Source organism: Romboutsia lituseburensis DSM 797 (assembly GCF_900103615.1).
In the GTDB taxonomy this organism is placed as follows: Bacteria; Bacillota; Clostridia; order Peptostreptococcales; family Peptostreptococcaceae; genus Romboutsia_F; species Romboutsia_F lituseburensis.
Genome location: NZ_FNGW01000002.1, coordinates 535,022 through 553,635, shown reverse-complemented (window position 1 = coordinate 553,635; position 18,614 = coordinate 535,022). Strand labels below are relative to the sequence as shown.

General features: G+C 25.8%; 12 protein-coding genes. 8 read left to right on the top strand and 4 right to left on the bottom strand.

Going from position 1 to position 18,614, the window contains the following annotated elements; all coding sequences use genetic code 11:
* Positions 1-6 precede the first annotated feature (6 nt).
* Entirely contained in the window at positions 7-954 is a 948-nt protein-coding gene (locus tag BLP75_RS05730) for a GTP-binding protein (protein WP_092724678.1), read from the top strand.
* Between the two features lie 85 nt (positions 955-1,039).
* Positions 1,040-1,912 carry a uroporphyrinogen decarboxylase family protein gene (locus tag BLP75_RS05725; RefSeq protein WP_092724677.1) on the top strand — a complete coding sequence of 291 codons (873 nt, stop codon included), beginning with the start codon at positions 1,040-1,042 and terminating at the stop codon, positions 1,910-1,912.
* Positions 1,913-1,967: 55 nt separating this feature from the next.
* Here BLP75_RS05725 and BLP75_RS05720 read toward each other — a convergent pair whose 3' ends face one another.
* Positions 1,968-2,639, bottom strand: a complete 672-nt coding sequence (locus tag BLP75_RS05720) for a hypothetical protein (RefSeq protein ID WP_092724676.1) — start codon at positions 2,637-2,639, stop codon at positions 1,968-1,970.
* 386 nt (positions 2,640-3,025) lie between these two features.
* Here BLP75_RS05720 and BLP75_RS05715 point away from each other — a divergent pair, with 386 nt between their 5' ends.
* Entirely contained in the window at positions 3,026-7,321 is a 4,296-nt protein-coding gene (locus BLP75_RS05715; protein WP_092724675.1) for a PolC-type DNA polymerase III, read from the top strand.
* A gap of 139 nt (positions 7,322-7,460) precedes the next feature.
* On the opposite strand, the gene BLP75_RS05710 is transcribed toward BLP75_RS05715, so the two are convergent.
* Both BLP75_RS05710 and BLP75_RS05705 read right to left on the bottom strand, forming a co-directional pair.
* Positions 7,461-8,198 (bottom strand): LytR/AlgR family response regulator transcription factor, encoded by a 738-nt coding sequence (locus tag BLP75_RS05710; protein ID WP_092724674.1) that lies wholly within the window; start codon positions 8,196-8,198, stop codon positions 7,461-7,463.
* A 63-nt stretch (positions 8,199-8,261) separates the two neighbouring features.
* Positions 8,262-9,197, bottom strand: coding sequence for a sensor histidine kinase (locus tag BLP75_RS05705; RefSeq protein ID WP_092724673.1), 936 nt, complete (start codon positions 9,195-9,197; stop codon positions 8,262-8,264).
* A 205-nt stretch (positions 9,198-9,402) separates the two neighbouring features.
* Between BLP75_RS05705 and BLP75_RS05700 the strand changes: the two genes are divergently transcribed.
* The 3 genes from BLP75_RS05700 (at position 9,403) to BLP75_RS05690 (ending at position 13,765) form a co-directional block, all read left to right on the top strand.
* The gene (locus BLP75_RS05700; RefSeq protein WP_092724672.1) at positions 9,403-11,982 is read left to right on the top strand and encodes an ABC transporter permease; all 2,580 of its coding nucleotides are present in this window, start codon (positions 9,403-9,405) and stop codon (positions 11,980-11,982) included.
* 10 nt (positions 11,983-11,992) lie between these two features.
* Positions 11,993-12,676 carry an ABC transporter ATP-binding protein gene (locus BLP75_RS05695; protein WP_092724671.1) on the top strand — a complete coding sequence of 228 codons (684 nt, stop codon included), beginning with the start codon at positions 11,993-11,995 and terminating at the stop codon, positions 12,674-12,676.
* Between the two features lie 174 nt (positions 12,677-12,850).
* Entirely contained in the window at positions 12,851-13,765 is a 915-nt protein-coding gene (locus BLP75_RS05690) for a DUF4300 family protein (protein ID WP_092724670.1), read from the top strand.
* A 64-nt stretch (positions 13,766-13,829) separates the two neighbouring features.
* On the opposite strand, the gene BLP75_RS05685 is transcribed toward BLP75_RS05690, so the two are convergent.
* Positions 13,830-14,660: a MerR family transcriptional regulator gene (locus BLP75_RS05685; protein WP_092724669.1), complete on the bottom strand. Its 831-nt coding sequence runs from the start codon at positions 14,658-14,660 to the stop codon at positions 13,830-13,832.
* A gap of 86 nt (positions 14,661-14,746) precedes the next feature.
* Between BLP75_RS05685 and BLP75_RS05680 the strand changes: the two genes are divergently transcribed.
* Together BLP75_RS05680 and BLP75_RS05675 are read left to right on the top strand one after the other, a co-directional pair.
* A complete protein-coding gene (locus BLP75_RS05680; RefSeq protein ID WP_092724668.1) occupies positions 14,747-16,096 on the top strand; it encodes an MATE family efflux transporter in 1,350 nt (449 codons plus the stop codon).
* A 260-nt stretch (positions 16,097-16,356) separates the two neighbouring features.
* Positions 16,357-18,513, top strand: coding sequence for an EAL domain-containing protein (locus BLP75_RS05675; protein ID WP_139149827.1), 2,157 nt, complete (start codon positions 16,357-16,359; stop codon positions 18,511-18,513).
* The last annotated feature ends 101 nt before the right edge of the window (positions 18,514-18,614 follow it).

Genomic DNA, 18,614 nt, shown 5'->3' with positions numbered 1-18,614 from the left:
AAGTAAATGATAAATTTAGATATAATTTCAGGTTTTTTAGGATCGGGAAAGACAACGCTAATTAAAAAATATTTAGAAGCTTATAAAAATGAAAAAATAGTTGTTATAGAAAATGAATTTGGGAAAATCGGTATAGATAAGGATATTATAAAAAAAGATGGACTTGAAATAATCGAACTTCAAAATGGATGCATATGCTGTAGCATGAAACTAAATTTTAAAGATACTATTTTAAAGGTAGTTAATGATTTTAATCCTGAAAGGATAATTGTAGAGCCAACAGGAGTAGCAATGTTAAGTGAAATAGTATCTATTATTAGCAATGAAGAAATTAAAGCAAAGTGTAAAATAAGTTCTTTGATAACTGTATTAGATGCTATAAATTATTTTGATTATATAGATAGCTTTGGAGAATTTTTTGAGGACCAACTTTTAAATGCGAATTTAATATTACTTAGCAAAACCAAAAATTTAAATCAAAATGAAATAAATAATATTATAGATTCTTTAAAACAATTAGATAAAAACTTAAATATATTAATTAAAGATTGGGATAAAATCTCAATAAAAAACCTTAAAAGTGAATGTAATCTAAATACTTTAAAATACAAAAACAAAGAAGATAAATATAAAAATATTGATTTAAGTATGAATGAAATAAGTACTGTATCTTTTTCTGATTTTAAAATTAAAGACGTAGAGAAACTGAAGGAGATATTTGATAATTTTAAAAATAGAGAATATGGTGAAATAATAAGATCAAAAGGTTTTTTAAAAACTTCATCGGGAAAGGTTTTTGAATTTAATTATGTTAATGGAATCCTAGATATTTGTAATAGCGATATAGATACAAACTCAAAAATATGTATTATAGGAAAAAAACTAGAAAAAGAAAAACTCAAAAAACTTTTAAGTAAAGTACGAATTCGTGGATGCTATAAAGTATGGAGCTAACTCAGTGGGTTAATTAAATTGAATTTTAAACAAGGGTGAACTTATTATAAATATTAGCAAAATGAATTTTTATTAGGAGAAAGCTATGAAGAATATATTTAAATGCAATCAAAATGATAATGAAAACATACCCATGGAGATTATAGATAATACACATTTGAAATTTCCAGATTTACATACAAATTCAAAAGATATAGCTTACGTATCACAAAATTTAAAGTTATATAAAAATGATAGTATATGTAAGGTTCCATTTTGTACTACTGTTGAAGCGGAAGCAATGGGTGCTAATATAAAGTTGGGAGATGAAAAAAACTGCCCTAGAATAAGCAATTATGCATATAAAGATATAAATGAATTATTAGACATAGAAGACATAAACTTAGAAAGAGGAAGAATTAAAGAAGTTTTAGATTCTATTTCTATTTTAAAAAATAAAGGAGAAATAGTAGTATTGAATGTATGCGGCCCTTTTACAATTTTATCTTTATTAATAGATTCTAAATATATTTATAAAGCTTTAAGAAAAGATAAATCTACTGTAGAAAATATTCTTAATAAAATAGAAAATAATATAGTTAAATATGTGAAAAAGGCAATAGAAAATAAAGTAGATATAATTTCTTATAGTGACCCAATGTCATCGATTGAAATAGTAGGTCCTAAAGTATATAAAGAAATAGTAGGAAATACAACAATAAGGACTCTAGAGAAACTAGATAACTCTATAGAGAGTAGTGTAATACATCTTTGTGGGAAGGTCTCTACAAGCTTGCAAAGCTATAAAAACTTAGAAGTTGAAGAGATTAGTTATAATTTAGATTTAAGATATGGAGAGGCTATATATAATTTATTAGAAACTAAAAATAAAAATAATATTTTTATTGGTCATAATTGTATGAAAAAAACTCCTTATATATTAGAAGAGTCTATAATTTATAAAATTAAAATTAACTAAAAAAAGTGTCTCACAATGATTTTAATCATTAATTGAGACACTTTTTTTAGCGGATTTAAGCTGAATACTGTCTACGTTTAAAGAAAATATCCAGATGGTGCTCCTTAACAATATTTTTAAGATTTCCAAAATTATAAGTAGCTAATGCATATTCTTTCATTTTATTAAACAAAAACTCTTCCTTAGGGTTTTCAAAATCAACTATAGTTTTAGCAATATCCCATGCTTTAGATTCTCTATTTATTAAATTTTTTTTAAGATCAATTACACAAGACTCTAATTCTATAGGTATATTTCCTTTGTGAAAGTCATTTGTATCTATATCAATATTATATTCGACTAGTTTATCAATAAGATTGGATAAAATTACAGTATATTCTTCTTTTGACTTATAGATATCTGGATCAAGTATATGACCAACTTCATGAGAAATAACAAATTTAGCTATAGATGATATAGAAGAAGGACTTATAATTATGCAATTTTCATTAGAGTTCACAAATGTAAAAAAATTATAGCAAAATGATAAAAAACCAGATCTAGAAGATAAAACAAATTTTATCCTAGGTAATGCACATATTGGCACGTTGCTATATTTAGAGTAATAAAGAAAAACTCTTTTATCTATATTAAGATTAGATACAGATTTTTTTAAAAGTTTTTTTTCTCCTAAATCTTTATAATAAAATGCTATTTTTCTATATCTATTTGAATCAAAAGAAGTCATGCTAACACCGCCTTACATTATAGTCTTTTAATATATTATTAAAAAAAACGTAATTTGTAGCTAATCCAATTAAAAATACATTAAAATAAATGTATTAGAGGGTAAAATATATTACTTTCATTTGAATACTAAAAATAATATTGGTAAAAAAATAATATATGGGTTAAAATTAAATTTTATTAATTAGGCTATACATATATGATATAATATTTATCATTCTTATTATTTTAAAATATCTATCTAATAAAAAATAGAAATATTAAATTAATAAGAAATTTTTTACGTGTAATAATTTAAAAAAATTAATATAAAACAATAATAAATAAAAAGTTATGTATGTTTCAAATGATATATTTAGTGTATAAAATCCAAGGAAGGAGGAATTTATGGAAAGTGTAAAAGAATATCTTGATAAATTAGAAATAAATAATAATGTACTTTCAAAACAGTTAAAGGAAGTATATATAAGTAAAGTTACTTATTTTAAAGAAGATAAAATTGTATATTTTTATCTAACGTCAAAAAGTATAGTATCATATGAATTACTCGATGTATTTAGAGATGAGCTAAAAGAAAGACTAGATTATTTTAGAGATATAAAGATAAAAATAAGATATACAGGTTTAGATAGAAAGAAAAATAAAGATATATTAAAAGTATATTGGACAAATGTTATATATATACTTAAACAGCTATGTCCGTCTATTGCAGGATGGTATAAACAAGTTGAATATTTATGCATAGATGATTTATTAAAAATAAAACTTCCAAAAGGACTATTTTACGAAAGACTTATGAAACAAAACTTAATACATGTTTTAAAAACAGTATTAAGTGAAGAACTAGGTATGGATATAAATATTGAAATAGAAAGAGCTGTAGATGAAGAAGTAAACATAGAGAAAATAATTAGAAAATCGGAAAAAATAGTAGAAGATAGAATTAAAGAACTAGAAATAAGTTCGAAACAAGAAGATATAGAGGATGAAGAAGCTGCGTACGTTATAAAAGATGAAGATGAAGAATTAATATACGGTGAAAATGTAAATGCAATGCTTGAAAAAATAAATTCATTGAGCACTACATCAGGAACTGTTTGTATAATGGGAGAAGTATTTGACATTGAAGCTAAAGAGCTTAGAAATGGTAAAATATTAATGATAGCTTCTGTAACGGATTATACAAGTTCAATAAGTTGTAAGCTTTTCTTAAATGACATGAATAAAGATAGTGTCCTTGATCATGTTAAAAAAGGGTCATATTTAAAAATTAAAGGGGATGTAATATACGACACTTATCAAAGAGAGCTTACAATGACTATAAGTGGTATAAGAGAAGAAGTTAAAGTAGAAAGACAAGATACATCAGATGAAAAAAGAGTAGAACTTCATGCTCATACTCAAATGTCTTCGATGGATGCTATATGCCCTACAAAAAAATTAGTAGAAAGAGCGGCTAAATGGGGACATAAAGCAATTGCAATAACTGACCATGGTGTAGTTCAAGCATTCCCAGAGGCTATGGGAGCAGGAAAAGCAAATAATATAAAAGTATTATATGGAGTTGAAGGCTACTTAGTAGAGGATTCTGCTGAAATTATAGAGGATCCAAATGAAAAGCCACTTTCACAAAGCTTTATAGTATTTGATATAGAAACAACTGGTTTTTCGAATACAAATGATAAAATAACAGAAATCGGAGCTGTTAAAATAGAAGATTTTAAAGTTGTTGATAAATTCAGTGAACTTATAAATCCTCAAAGAGATATATCATATAAGATTCAAGAATTAACAGGTATAACTAATGATATGGTAAAGGACAAGCCAACTATAGAAGAAGTCTTACCTAAATTTTTAGAGTTTATAGGAGATAGTGTGCTAGTTGCCCATAATGCAGACTTTGATATGAGTTTTATAAAAGAAAAATGCAAACAACAAAACTTAGAATTTACCAACAAAAGTGTAGATACATTAACTCTAGCAAGAGTATTACTTCCTGATTTAAAAAGACACAGATTAAATGTTGTAGCAAAAGCTCTAGGTGTTCCACTTTTAAATCACCATAGAGCTGTAGATGATGCTCAAGCTACTGCACTTATATTTATCAAATTCTTAGATATGTTAGTTAAACAAGGTGCTAATACATTAGAAGAGGTAAATGAAGTTTTAGGTAAAATTGATTATACTAAGCTTGGAACAAATCATATAACATTAATTGCTCAAAATTATACTGGTCTTAAAAATCTATATAAAATAGTATCAGATGCTCATGTTAATCATTTTTATAGAGCACCTAGAATTCTTAGAAGCTTTTTAGAAGAGCATAGAGAAGGAATACTAATAGGTTCAGCTTGTGAAGCAGGGCAAGTGTTTAAAGCAGTTAAAAAAAATGTAAGTGATGAAGAAATGGCTAAAATAATAGATTTATATGATTATATAGAAGTAATGCCAATAGACAATAATAGATTTATGCTTGATAAAGGTGAAGTTGAAGATGAAGACGAACTAAGAGAGCTAAATCGCAAAATGGTAGAAGTGGCTAAGAAGTTTGGAAAAATACCAGTGGCAACAGGAGATGTTCATTTTTTAGATAAGCATGAAGCAGTGCTTAGAAAAATACTCAAGTACTCACAAGGATTTAAAGTTGATGATGAAGAAACTTATCTTCATTTTAGAACAACAAATGAAATGATGGATGAATTTATGTATTTAGGAGCTGAAACAGCTTATGAAATAGTAATATCAAATACTAATAAAATTGCTGATATGGTAGAAGACATAAAGCCTATACCTGATGGAACATTCCCTCCAGAAATAGAAGGATCAGATGTAGAGCTTAGAGAAATGTGCTATGCAAAAGCAAAAAGAATATATGGAGATCCTATACCTGAGGTTGTTGAAAAAAGGCTAGAAAGAGAGTTAAATTCAATCATAGGTAATGGATATGCCGTAATGTATATTATATCTCAAAAACTAGTTACGAAGTCTTTAAGAGATGGATATCTAGTTGGTTCTAGAGGTTCAGTTGGTTCATCATTTGCAGCAACTATGAGTGATATAACAGAAGTTAATCCTCTTCCAGCTCATTACATTTGTGAGGATGAAAACTGTAAATACTCATATTTCTTTGAGATCGGTGAGTATGGTTCTGGAGTGGATTTACCAGATAAGGATTGTCCTAAATGTGGTAAACCTCTAAAAAAAGATGGACATGATATACCGTTTGAAGTTTTCTTAGGATTTGAAGGGGATAAAGAGCCAGATATAGACCTTAACTTCTCTGGTGATTACCAACCAGTAATACACAAATATACAGAAGATTTATTCGGTGAAGGATATGTTTATAGAGCGGGAACAATAGGTACAGTTGCTGAAAAAACAGCATTTGGGTATGCAAGAAAATATGTAGAAGAAAATAATATACATGTTCCAAGTGCAGAGGTACTTAGACTTTCAAATGGATGTACAGGAGTTAAAAGAACATCAGGACAGCATCCAGGAGGAGTTATGGTTGTTCCTCATTATAAAGATGTATATGACTTTACCCCAATACAGTATCCAGCAAATGATACTAGTTGTGGAGTTATAACAACACACTTTGATTACCACTCAATAAGTGGACGTATACTAAAACTTGATATACTAGGGCACGATGCTCCGACCATGATAAGGATGTTAGAAGATTTAACCGGAATAATAGCAACAGATATTCCACTAGATGACCCAGAAACAATGTCACTGTTTACATCAACAGATGCATTAGGGGTAACACCAGAAGATATAAATTGTCCAATAGGATCACTTGCTATACCAGAGTTTGGAACTAAATTCGTTAGACAAATGTTACTTGATACAAAGCCTACAACATTTGCAGCTTTAGTTAGAATATCTGGACTATCTCATGGTACCGATGTTTGGTTAAATAATGCCCAAGATTTAGTTGTTGCTGAAGTAGTTGGAATAGACGATGTTATATCAACACGTGATGATATAATGAACTACCTTATATTCAAAGGACTAAAGCCTAAAAATGCCTTCACTATAATGGAAAATGTAAGAAAAGGTAGAGGTTTAAAGCCAGAGCATATAGAAGAAATGCACGAAAATGATGTTCCAGAATGGTATATAGGTTCATGTCAAAAGATAAAGTACATGTTCCCTAAAGCCCATGCCGTAGCTTATGTTATGATGTCATTTAGACTAGCATATTGTAAAGTTCATTATCCAGAAGCATTTTATGCAACTTACTTTACAACTAAAGCAGAGGATTTTGATGCTGATTTAATAGTAAAAGGTCTACCTGCTATAAAATCTAAAATACAAGAAATAGAAGCTCTTGGAAATGATGCAACTGCAAAAGAAAAAAATATGCTAACAGTACTTGAAGTAGCTCTAGAGATGTATGCAAGAGATATAAAAATACTTCCTGTTGATATATATAAATCAGATGCTACAAAATTCCAAGTTGCAGGAGAAAAACTGCTTTTACCTCCAATGATAGCACTACAAGGGGTAGGAGAAAATGCTGCAATTAATATCCAAAAAGAAAGAGAAAATGGAGAGTTTATTTCTAAAGAGGAATTAAGAAAGAGAACTAAGATATCTAAAACAGTTGTAGAAACTTTAACTATTCATGGATCACTTGAGAATATGAGTGATGAAAATCAATTATCATTACTTTAATTAATTATTAAAATTAATAAATATAAAAGGTCACGATAAAGTGAATTATTTTTCACTTTATCGTGACCTTTTTATTAATAAAAAAGTATTTAGCACATGTATTGTAGCATTATACATATTAGATTAAGTAAATTAAATTTTAAAATCTTTTAGTTCTATAAAATCTATAAAGAAAATCTTTTTCTAATGATTTACTAAGTGTAGCACTTTCTTGAAAGTTAATAAATTTAATCTCTAAAGACGATTTGCTAATAGGAATAACTTTATGTATAAGCTTTAAATTTACAATATAGCTTTTGTGGCTACCAAAAAAATTAGGAGGAAGCCTTTTTTCTAGGTCTTCAAAGTTTTCATAAAATTTAATAACATCATGATCTCTGGTGTACAAATTAACAGCTCTAGAATTTTTTTCAAACATAACTATATCATCAAAATTAATCATATGAACTTGTTTTCTAACTTTATAAATAAATAACGTATCTTCAATAAAATTCTTTTTAGCTAATTTATGAGAGTTAATATGATCAATAGCAATATTTAAAGAATCTAAAATTTTCTCTTTAGTAAAAGGCTTAACAATAAAATCCACAGGATGAACTTTAAAGCTTTCCAAACTATAATCTGCAAATCCAGTTACAAAAATAATATGAACATCCTTATCAATACAACTAATTTCTTTAGCGCATTCAATTCCATTTTTATATGGCATATCAATATCTATAATCAATAAATCGATTTTATCATTTTTAATAAATTCAATAGCTTCTAAACCATTATTAACTTTTTTTACATAGTCAACAAAACCACAATCTTTAATAGTTTTTTCTATATCATCTCTTACGATTTTATCATCATCACAAACTAAAACTTTTATCATAAATATTTTCTCCCTATAAAATTATATGACCCCACGTCGGATTTGTTTACCTGGGGTAGATTATTAACAATACTTAGGTATTAAAATTGTAAATTCAGTTATAAACTCATCACTACTTGCAAATATATGATATCCATATTTGTCTAATATATTTTTAACTAGATAAAGACCGTAACCCCTATTTTCACCGTCCTTAGTAGAAAAACCTTCATTAAATATATCTTCAGTATTATATATCTTAGGTCCATTATTTTTTATAGATATAACATATTGAAATTCATCTTCATAAACAAATAGCTTTATATACTTATTATCTTTATTAATAATAGATAATGAATCAATAGCATTATCTATTATATTAAGTAATACAGAACTCATTTCATTAGGCTCAATAATTAAGTTATCTATGAAATCTTGTATATAAACATCAAAAGAAATATTTTTTAGAAGGCATTCTTCATACTTTAAAGATGCAATTGCATCTAAGTAAGAAACTTTACCATATCTAGAATTTTTAGATCTAAAACTATTAGATATATTAGTTATATAGCTTTTAGCATCATCATTAAATCCATTATTAAGTAAAGAATACACAACTTGTAAATGTTTTAAATAGTCATGCTTTTGACTTCTAAGCTTGCCTATTATATTATCCTTATGCTCAATTTTACTGTTTTGATTTTTAATTTTAGTTTTATTACAATCATTATTATCTATTAACCTAATAACCTTATATCCTATATAAAAACAAATAAATCCAAATAAAAAAGATAAAAATATTTTAAATAATCCACTAAATAATAAATTAGAATTAAGTTTAATTAGACAAAAAACTAAAAAACTTCTTATAAGTAATGCTAGTAGAATTGATAAAAATATTGTTAATAGACCTTTCTTTGAAAGTGATAGTTTCTTGTAAAACATAAATTTATCAAGATAAAAATTAAGTCCTATAAATATAATCAAAATATATATAGGAAATACAATAATACTTTCCATAATTCACCCCTAACGATTTTATACACCGATTATAACATTTATAAAAAAATATGTAAAAAGTGGAAATTTGCAAATAAGCTATAAAAATGTGAAATTTAAGTTATAAATTTATGCAAATAAGCATTAAAAACTTGAAAAAGTGCAATTTGATACATTTTTTAAATGAATATATAATTAAGTTATTCAAAAGGAAGGAAGTGGGAATATGAAAAATGACTTAAGTATTGTATTTAAATATATAAAAAGTTATAAAGCAAGGTCATTAGCAATAATACTAAGTATAGTGCTGGGAACAGCTCTTATAGTAGGTGTAGGGACCCTATCTAGAAGTGCTCAACAAGCAGATGTAGACAGAATGAAAAGAGAATGTGGAAATTATCATGTAAGATTTAAAGACATAAATAAAGAGCAACTAGATATAGTAAAGCAAGGAAATGATATAAAAGATATTAGTATGACATCTAATTATGCATCAACTGATTTAGGTGAAAAATTGCCTATAAATATACAACGTGCAAGTGAAAATTACTTAAAAAAAGACTCTAAACTTTTAAAAGGAAGATATCCAAAAGGCAAAAATGAAGTTGTAGTAGAAAAATGGATTTTAAATTGCTTAGGATTAGATCCTAATATAAATCAGGAAATAACTTTTAAATTATATGAAAAAGAAAAACCAGAAACATTTAAAGTAGTAGGAATACTTAGTGATAGGTATAGTGCAAAAAGCGTTGGAATATGCGAAATGTTTACGAGTTTAGATGAATCAAGTAGTAATAAATTTGACACATATGTAGAGTTTAATGAAAAGACTGATATATTAAAAAATATAAATAATATATCTAAAGAAGCGAAATTTAGTAAAGAAGATAATATTAGAGTAAACAAAGAGCTTGTATCTTCTATTACGACAAATGGAGTATTAGATCAAGAAAGTAAAAACACAGCAATAGTTGTAAGTTTATTTGCAGGTTTTGTAATGTACAGCATATATAGTATATCAATATATCAAAGAATAAGAGAATATGGAGTACTAAAGGCTTTAGGAAGCACTAATTTTAAAATATTCAAATTTATGATATATGAATTAGTAATGCTTAGTTTTATAAGTTTGCCTATAGGAATATTAATTGGTATGGGTGGAGCACAGATTTTTAATAAATTATCAGGAAATGTAAAGTTTGAGATTAAAGGAGTTGCTACTCCATTTGTAATACCTATTAAGGTCATAATTTTAGCAACAGGTTGTATACTTCTGGTTAGTTTTATTATAAGTATATTAACTTATATAAAGATAGCAAGAGTATCTACAATAGATGCAATAAGAAAAAACTTAAATAATAATAAAAAAGTACAGAAAAATAATTTTATAGCAAATAAGCTAAGTAAATATATACCTGTAACGAAAAGTGTTTCTATGAGAAATATATTTAGAGATAAAGGTGGGCTAATAATAATTATTTTATCTATGAGTATAGGTGGATTAATGATTGTTAGAGATAATTATACAGACAAAGAATATCAAAAAAGAATGGAAAGGTTTGAATTAAATTATTACAATAATGGTGATTTTATTTTAACGTCAAAGGGTTCTTATAATTCAAATAGTGCTATAAGTAAAGAACAAATAAATGAAATAAAATCAATAGATGGGATTAAAGAAGTTAAAACTGCAAGTATTTTACAAACAAGAATGGATATACCAAAAGAAAAATTTAATGACTTAAATTATTATAAAGAAAAAGAAGAAAATGCTAAAAGGGTAGGAAAAGGGCATGAAATTTTAGAAAACAAAGAAAAAAATACATATACAATTCAACAACAGATAAAAGGTTATAATGATGAAATGATAAAGTCATTAGATAATTATGTTGTAAGTGGAAAAATAGATATAAATAAAATGAAAAATAACAATGAAGTTGTATTATATATTCCTCATACATTTAGTGAAGGAAGCTATAGTACTACAATTATAGATGGAGGTAAGCCAGCAGTAGATATAAAAGTAGGTGATACCGTTAAAGTAAAGTATCCAAAAGGTAAAATGAAAACTAGAGATGATGAGTCGAATTATTGGTTTATGAAAGATGGAGACAACTATGATTATGAATATTGCGAATTTAAAGTTGGGGCAATAGTAGACTATCCATTTGCAGATAACTGTCTATATTCATGGCAAAGTGGTATAGATATTATAACAAGCAATGAATATATGGAAAAAATTACAGGAATAAATACATATGACTTAGTTTATGCGAATATTAAAGATGGTGCAAATTATGAAGATATTAATAAAAAATTAGGAAAGATAGGTAGTAAAACTGCTGGAACAACAACAAAATGTATGATAAAAGAAAAAGAAATTGATAAGCAATCAGATAAGAAAGAAAATGTGTATCGATATGGTATTATAGCTATTATATTTACCATAAGTATGTTTAATATAATTAACAATGTTAGCTATAATATAACATCAAGAACTAGTGAATTCGGAATGCTACGAGCAGTAGGTATATCAAATGAAGACTTTAGAAAAATGATAATATATGAAGGTTTATTATATGGTGTACTTTCTAGTGTAGCAGTAATAGTGATTGGAATACTGATGCAAATTAGAATATATAATACTTGGGGATTTGAATATGTAGGGTTAGAATTTGAAATTGCTTATATGGATTATATATTAATAAGTATTGCAAATATATTAATAGGATTGTTTGCAACATACATACCAGCAAGAAAAATAAAAGAAAGCAATATAGTAGAATCTATAAATATAGTGGAATAGGGTGAATATTATGGTAATACTTGAAACAATAAATTTAGGGAAAATATATGGAAAAAAAGAAACAGCAGTACATGCATTAAAAGATGCAAACTTAAAAATAAATAAAGGTGAATTTGTAGCAATTGTAGGTCCAAGTGGAAGTGGTAAAAGTACATTCCTACATTTAGTAGGTGGTCTAGAACGTCCAAGTAATGGAACAATAAAAGTAGATGGAAAAGACATTTGTTGCTTAAGTGATAAAGAACTAGCAAAGTATAGAAGACAAAAAGTAGGATTTGTCTTCCAACAATATAATTTAATACCTGTACTTAATGTCAAAGAAAATGTTGAGTTACCATTAAAATTAGATAATCAAAAAGTAGAGGAAGACTATATAGAGGATCTTATGAATTTGTTGGGAATAGGAGATAGAAAAACACATTTACCAAGTCAATTGTCAGGAGGACAACAACAAAGGGTAGCTATAGCTCGTGCATTATCAGCAAAGCCAAGCATAATACTTGCGGATGAACCAACAGGTAACCTAGATACAAAAACAACAGAAGAAGTAATGAACTTACTTAAAGCTTCTATAAAAAAATACAACCAAACATTAATTATGATTACACACAATCAAAGTATAGCTCAAAAAGCAGATAGAGTAATATCTATAGTAGATGGTAAGTTAGATTGTTTGGAAAATATAAGTGTATAATATTGAAATTTATTAAGCATATAAAGAAAAAATATAACATACGATGATTTAATCATCGTATGTTATATTTTTATATTTCCATAAAAAGGAGTGCATTATTTTCATGAAATATAAAACTTTTTAAAAAAATAAGCCGTCTATACATATAGAACAATAAATAATAAGGAGAGGTTTATGAAATTAAAAGGATATATACTAACTTTAATATGTACAACAGCACTATTAACGGGATGTACAAATAAAACAGATGAGGTAATAATAAAGGATTCAGAAAAAAAACAAATGGAATCTATGCAATCAAATTATAGCAAGAACTATAATTTAATATACTCTAATTTAATCGATGAAAAAACTAAAGATGAATTTATAGATAAATTATATAAATCGGGTATAAATAATAAATATATTGAACAATTCGAAAGCCAATTAGACTTTTATAATAAAGTTATGGAAGGCATGGATGGATTAGAGGGAAAGTTTAAATCAACAGATAAGCCGCAAGCTGAATACGATGAGGTATATGCTATACATGAGTGGGAGAAGAAAGAATACCTTTATCAAGATTTTAACTGTAGATTAACAGCGTTTGAACTGTATAGAGATTACATAAATGCAAATGGAAAACATATAGATGAACCAATAAATTTAATGTTTGATTTAGATAGCATAAAAAATAATCCATTAGCTCAATTTAGCAAAGAGGATACTAATAAATTTATAAGTTTATATGATGTTATAAAAACCAAAGATACAACTGATCAAAATGTACATATTAACGAAATAAAAAAGGAATGGAAAAAAAGAGATATAACATTTAAGGATAATAAAAACGTATCCATGATTAATGCTTATCTTCATGATTATGATGAAAAAGAATTATTTATAGGTCATTCTGGGATTTTGATAGATGATAATGGTGAATTATTATTTTTAGAAAAGTATTCGTTTTTAGTTCCATATCAAGTATCTAAATTTAACAATAAAAAAGAGTTGTACTCTTACTTAATGGATAGATTAGATGTAGATAAAACCGGTAATGGATCAAAACCTATAATAATGGAAAATGGAAATATTTTAAAATTTGAATAATAAGTAAATATAATATAATAAAAAGCTTCCTAATTCAAATATGCATAGGAAGCTTTTTACATTCTTATAAACCTAAGTCGCTTAAAAGTTTGACTGGAATTTGAACTTGAGTAACATACTCATCTTCTATAGATGTTTCATAAACATCTATTTTATATATCTCAATAGGGTCTCCTAAAATGGTATATTTATTAATTTCAATAAATTTATAAAGCATATCAAATACTTTAGAATACTGCTTATAATCTCCTTTGTAGGTATATGTAACATAATATCCTTCATCTAAAATAAAGTTATAGTTAGGTGAATTATCATCAAGTAAACAAAATGTATGCTTGTAACTATTGTATATATCTTTAGAGATGCTATTAGAATCAAATACAGCACCAAAGTTACTGTTGCCCAATATATAAAATTTATTATCAAATTTTTCACTTAACCTTTGAATTAAATAATCAACATTTTCATCAAAAGAAACATTAGACTCTACAGTAAGTGCTTTTCTCTTATTCATATATAAAAGTTCTATTCTATTAAAAGTAGTATGTTTCACACAACTATCAATTGAATGCAATCTTTTTTGCAAAGATTTTTTATGAGAATTTAAATCATCAACTTTTTTTTCGATAAGCTCAATTTCTTCTTTAAGCATATTTTTAGTGTTCTCTATGTTTCTATTTTGTAAGTATTCTTTTATTCTTTGCATTGAAAATCCCAATGTTCTAAGTTCTCGAATAAGATTTAAATTGCAAATATCTTTAATAGTATACATTCTATAAGAATTTGTATCTCTAGTGGGATTCAAAAGCCCCAACTTCTCATAATACTTTATAGAATCTCTACCTATTTTATAGATTTTAGAAAGCTCTCCTGTTTTATAATATTTTCTTTTCAAATAATCACCTCAAAGATTAAAAAAATTTATTGACTTGTGTATTATACCACAGTTTATAGTCTTCTAGAATGAAAGGAGAGATATACATGGAAAATACAAAAGATTTAAAAACTCAATTTAAGAAATATGTAGTACCTTCTGTTACAGCTATGTGGGTATTTTCATTATATTCTATGGTAGATGGAATATTTGTAAGCAAAGGAGTAGGTAGTGACGCCTTAGCAGCAGTAAATATATCAACACCATACATAAATACAATTTTTGCACTTTCAATTTTATTCTCTACGGGAGCTACTACTATAGTATCTATGACTCTAGGGAATGGAGATAATAAAAAAGCTAATGAGTATTTTACATTAAACACAGTAACAGTATCTATTTTATCAGCAATTATAATAATATTTAGTTTATTTAACTTAGATAAGCTAGCGGTGTTTTTAGGCGCTACAAATTCAACAATAGATTATGTAAAAGAATATTTAGGGACAATAATATTATTTGTTGGATTTTATATAGTTTCGTATTCCTTAGAGGTTTTGATAAAGAGTGATGGTTATCCTCATCTTGCAACTATAGGTGTTTTAATTTCTGCAATAACAAATATAGTATTAGATTATATATTTGTCATTCAATTAAATTATGGTGTTCAAGGGGCTGCATTTGCAACTGGAATTGCTAGAGTACTATCATTTTCATTTTTCTTTATACATTTTTTAAGGAAAAAAGGAAAATTGCAATTTGTTAAATTTAAATTTGATTTCAAAATATTAAAAAGGATTATATCAATAGGAATACCGGATTTTACAACAGAGGTAAGTCTAGCTATAGTAGTTTTAATATTTAATCAAAGTATATTAAGAGTGATAGGTGAAGATGCTTTAGTAAGTTATAGTGTTGTTTGTTATATTAATATATTAGTACTAACAACTATGATGGGCATATCGCAAGGAATTCAGCCTATCTGTAGTTATTATTATGGCAAAAAAGACAATAAATCAGTTTTAGCAATACTTAATATGGGATTAAAGTCAGCAAAAATATCTTCTATAGTAGCATTTTTAATAGTAGTTATTTTTGCAAAGCCAATAGTTTTGATGTTTATAAGTAATTCAGATAAAGAACTATTTACATACACTGTAAATAATTTAAGGATATTCTCATTTGCATTTTTAGTAATGGGATACAATGTAGTAACAGCAGGCTTTTGTGTATCAATAGACAAACCTATCTATGCAGGGGCAGTATCATTAGGAAGAGGTATGGTTGTTATAATAGCAACACTAGGACTTATGGTGATTTTATTTGGTGGAATAGGTATATGGATATCTACGTTTATATCAGAAGTTATAGTTATGGTGTATGCAAGAAAAATATTATTAAAATGTAAAAATGATATAGAAAACAGAAAAGAAGATATGGAATTAATTGAAGCTTAATGTGCTCAATTAAAAACAAAAAAAATGAGGTAGATAGTACCTCATTTTTTTTGTTTTTAAAATTTATTATAAGAAGAAATAAACTTATTATACATATAATTTAAATAAAAAGTAATAAAAAGTTGAAAAAAGTATAAAAAAATAATAAAATGTAGAATGGTAAAAAATAGATAAATTAATTAATTAATAATATAAAGAGAGTGGGGATAGATATCAAGAAATTTAAAGTAGTATTTTTTTTTATAATATGTACCCTGATTTTGTGCTATTTTAATCAAAATACAAAAGATTATAACGTAGTAAATGATATAGAAAAAAATTATAAAAATAATGAAAAATTAGATGAAAAATTAAATAATAAAATAAAGATTGAATTAGAAAAAGACGCTTTAGATAATTCAGAAAAATACTTTATTTTAGGGTACTTACAAAAAGAAGAAAAAGAAGATGAAAAGGCTAAAGAATACTTTGAATTATCAAAAAATAGTATAAATAAGAACACACATGATTTTGTTAAAATATATTCAAATAAGTTTTTAGCAGACTATATGGTCAAAAACAATAATTTTAAAAAAGCTATAGAATATGCAGTAGAAGCATTTAATAATATAAATCCAGTAAATTATAATGAAAGTTATAAAATTATATGGGAAATATTTGAAGTAATTGACGATGAAGAAGAAGGAAGAGATATAGCTATACAAAATATAAAAAAAGTTATACATACTAGACTTCTATCAGTGGATTCTCAAATATATCTATATAGATCTTTACATAATTTATATATGCTCAACAGAGATTATACTGAGGGGATTAAGACGAGTTTAAAAATTATAAAATTAAGTGAAAAGACAAATAACACTTATTACATGTTAAAATCAGTAGTTGATTTATCATATATAGCAAGAGAGTTAGGGGGATATGATACAGCAATTAATATATTAAATTCTATTGAATCAGATTTAGTAGATGATAAAGATTTAAGAATAGATCTAGAGGTATATAGATTATTGAATTTAGCTCAATGTGAAAATATAACGATGAAGTATGATAGTGCACAAAAACATTTAAATAAGATATCTGAATACCAGAAGTTTATAACTACACCCAAAAATAAATCAATAGAATGTTTGAAAAATATAACTATTGCAGATTTATATTCTAGTCAAGGTAAGTCTGAATTAGCTCAAAAACATATAAATATAGCTAAGAAAACATTAGATGAAGCTGGCGAAACATATTATGGATTAAAATCATACTATTATATAGTATTGGGTCAAATAGAATTAGCTAATGGCAAAAATAAAAAAAGCATATATTATCTAAATGAATCAAAAAAACATCTAGAAATTAATCCAGATACTGAAATGTATACGAGAGCTTCTTATGGTTTAGTAAAAGCATATAAGGAAATTGGAGATACTGAAAATGTAGAAAAACAGCTTTTAAATTTATTAGAACTTCAAGAAGAAAAAAATGAGTTGATATCACAAAAATATTATAAATATGTAGGGTATAAAGAAGATTTTGAAAAAGTACAAAAAGATAAAAAAATTATAAAAATAGTAAATTTTTTTGCGTGTATAATGATATCGGGTATGATGTATTTCTTATTAAAACTAATAGTTATACCGAATATATTAACGGAGAAAATAAAACGTAAAATAAAATTGTATTTTAAAAATAATAATTACAAATTGAATTATCAGCCTATTGTAAATCCTAATAATAATGCTATCGTAGGATTTGAAGCATTAATTAGACTTAATGTAAATGGAAAGTTAATAATGCCAAATATAATTATAAGTGAATTAGAACAGTGTAATATGATGGGGGATTTATCTATATGGATATTAAAAAAGATAATAAAAGACTATTGTCAGATGAAAACAATAGATTATTTAGAAAAAGATTTTTATGTATCTATGAATGTATCATTAAAAGAAATAGAAAATGAAGTTATATGTGAAAAATTCAAAAAAATATTGAAGGAATCCAACATAGGTAAAGATGTAATCTGTTTAGAAATAACAGAGAACGTATGTGGTGAAGATTATAAAAAAGTATATAAAAATATTAGAGAACTTATAGATAGTGGATTTAAAATTGCAATAGATGATTTCGGTGTTGATTATTCCAATTTATCATTTTTAGAAAAATTTGATTTTAATGTAATTAAGTTAGATAAATACTTTATAGATAATATCGAAAATTCAATAATAGTACAGCGCTTAATAGATGCTATATATCACTTATCAATAAAAAGAAATATAACTGTAGTAATGGAAGGTGTAGAAGATTTAGATCAGGTAGAACTTATAAAAGAAATATCAGACCATAAATTTTATATACAGGGATATTATTATAGTAAACCAATAGAAATAGATAAATTAAAAGAAATAAAATTAACTCATTAGAAAACTAATGAGTTTTTTTATTAAATAAATTCACATATAATTGTGACTTTGTCACAGATATTAAATAAAAAAAACTATACAATGAATAAACAATAACAAGT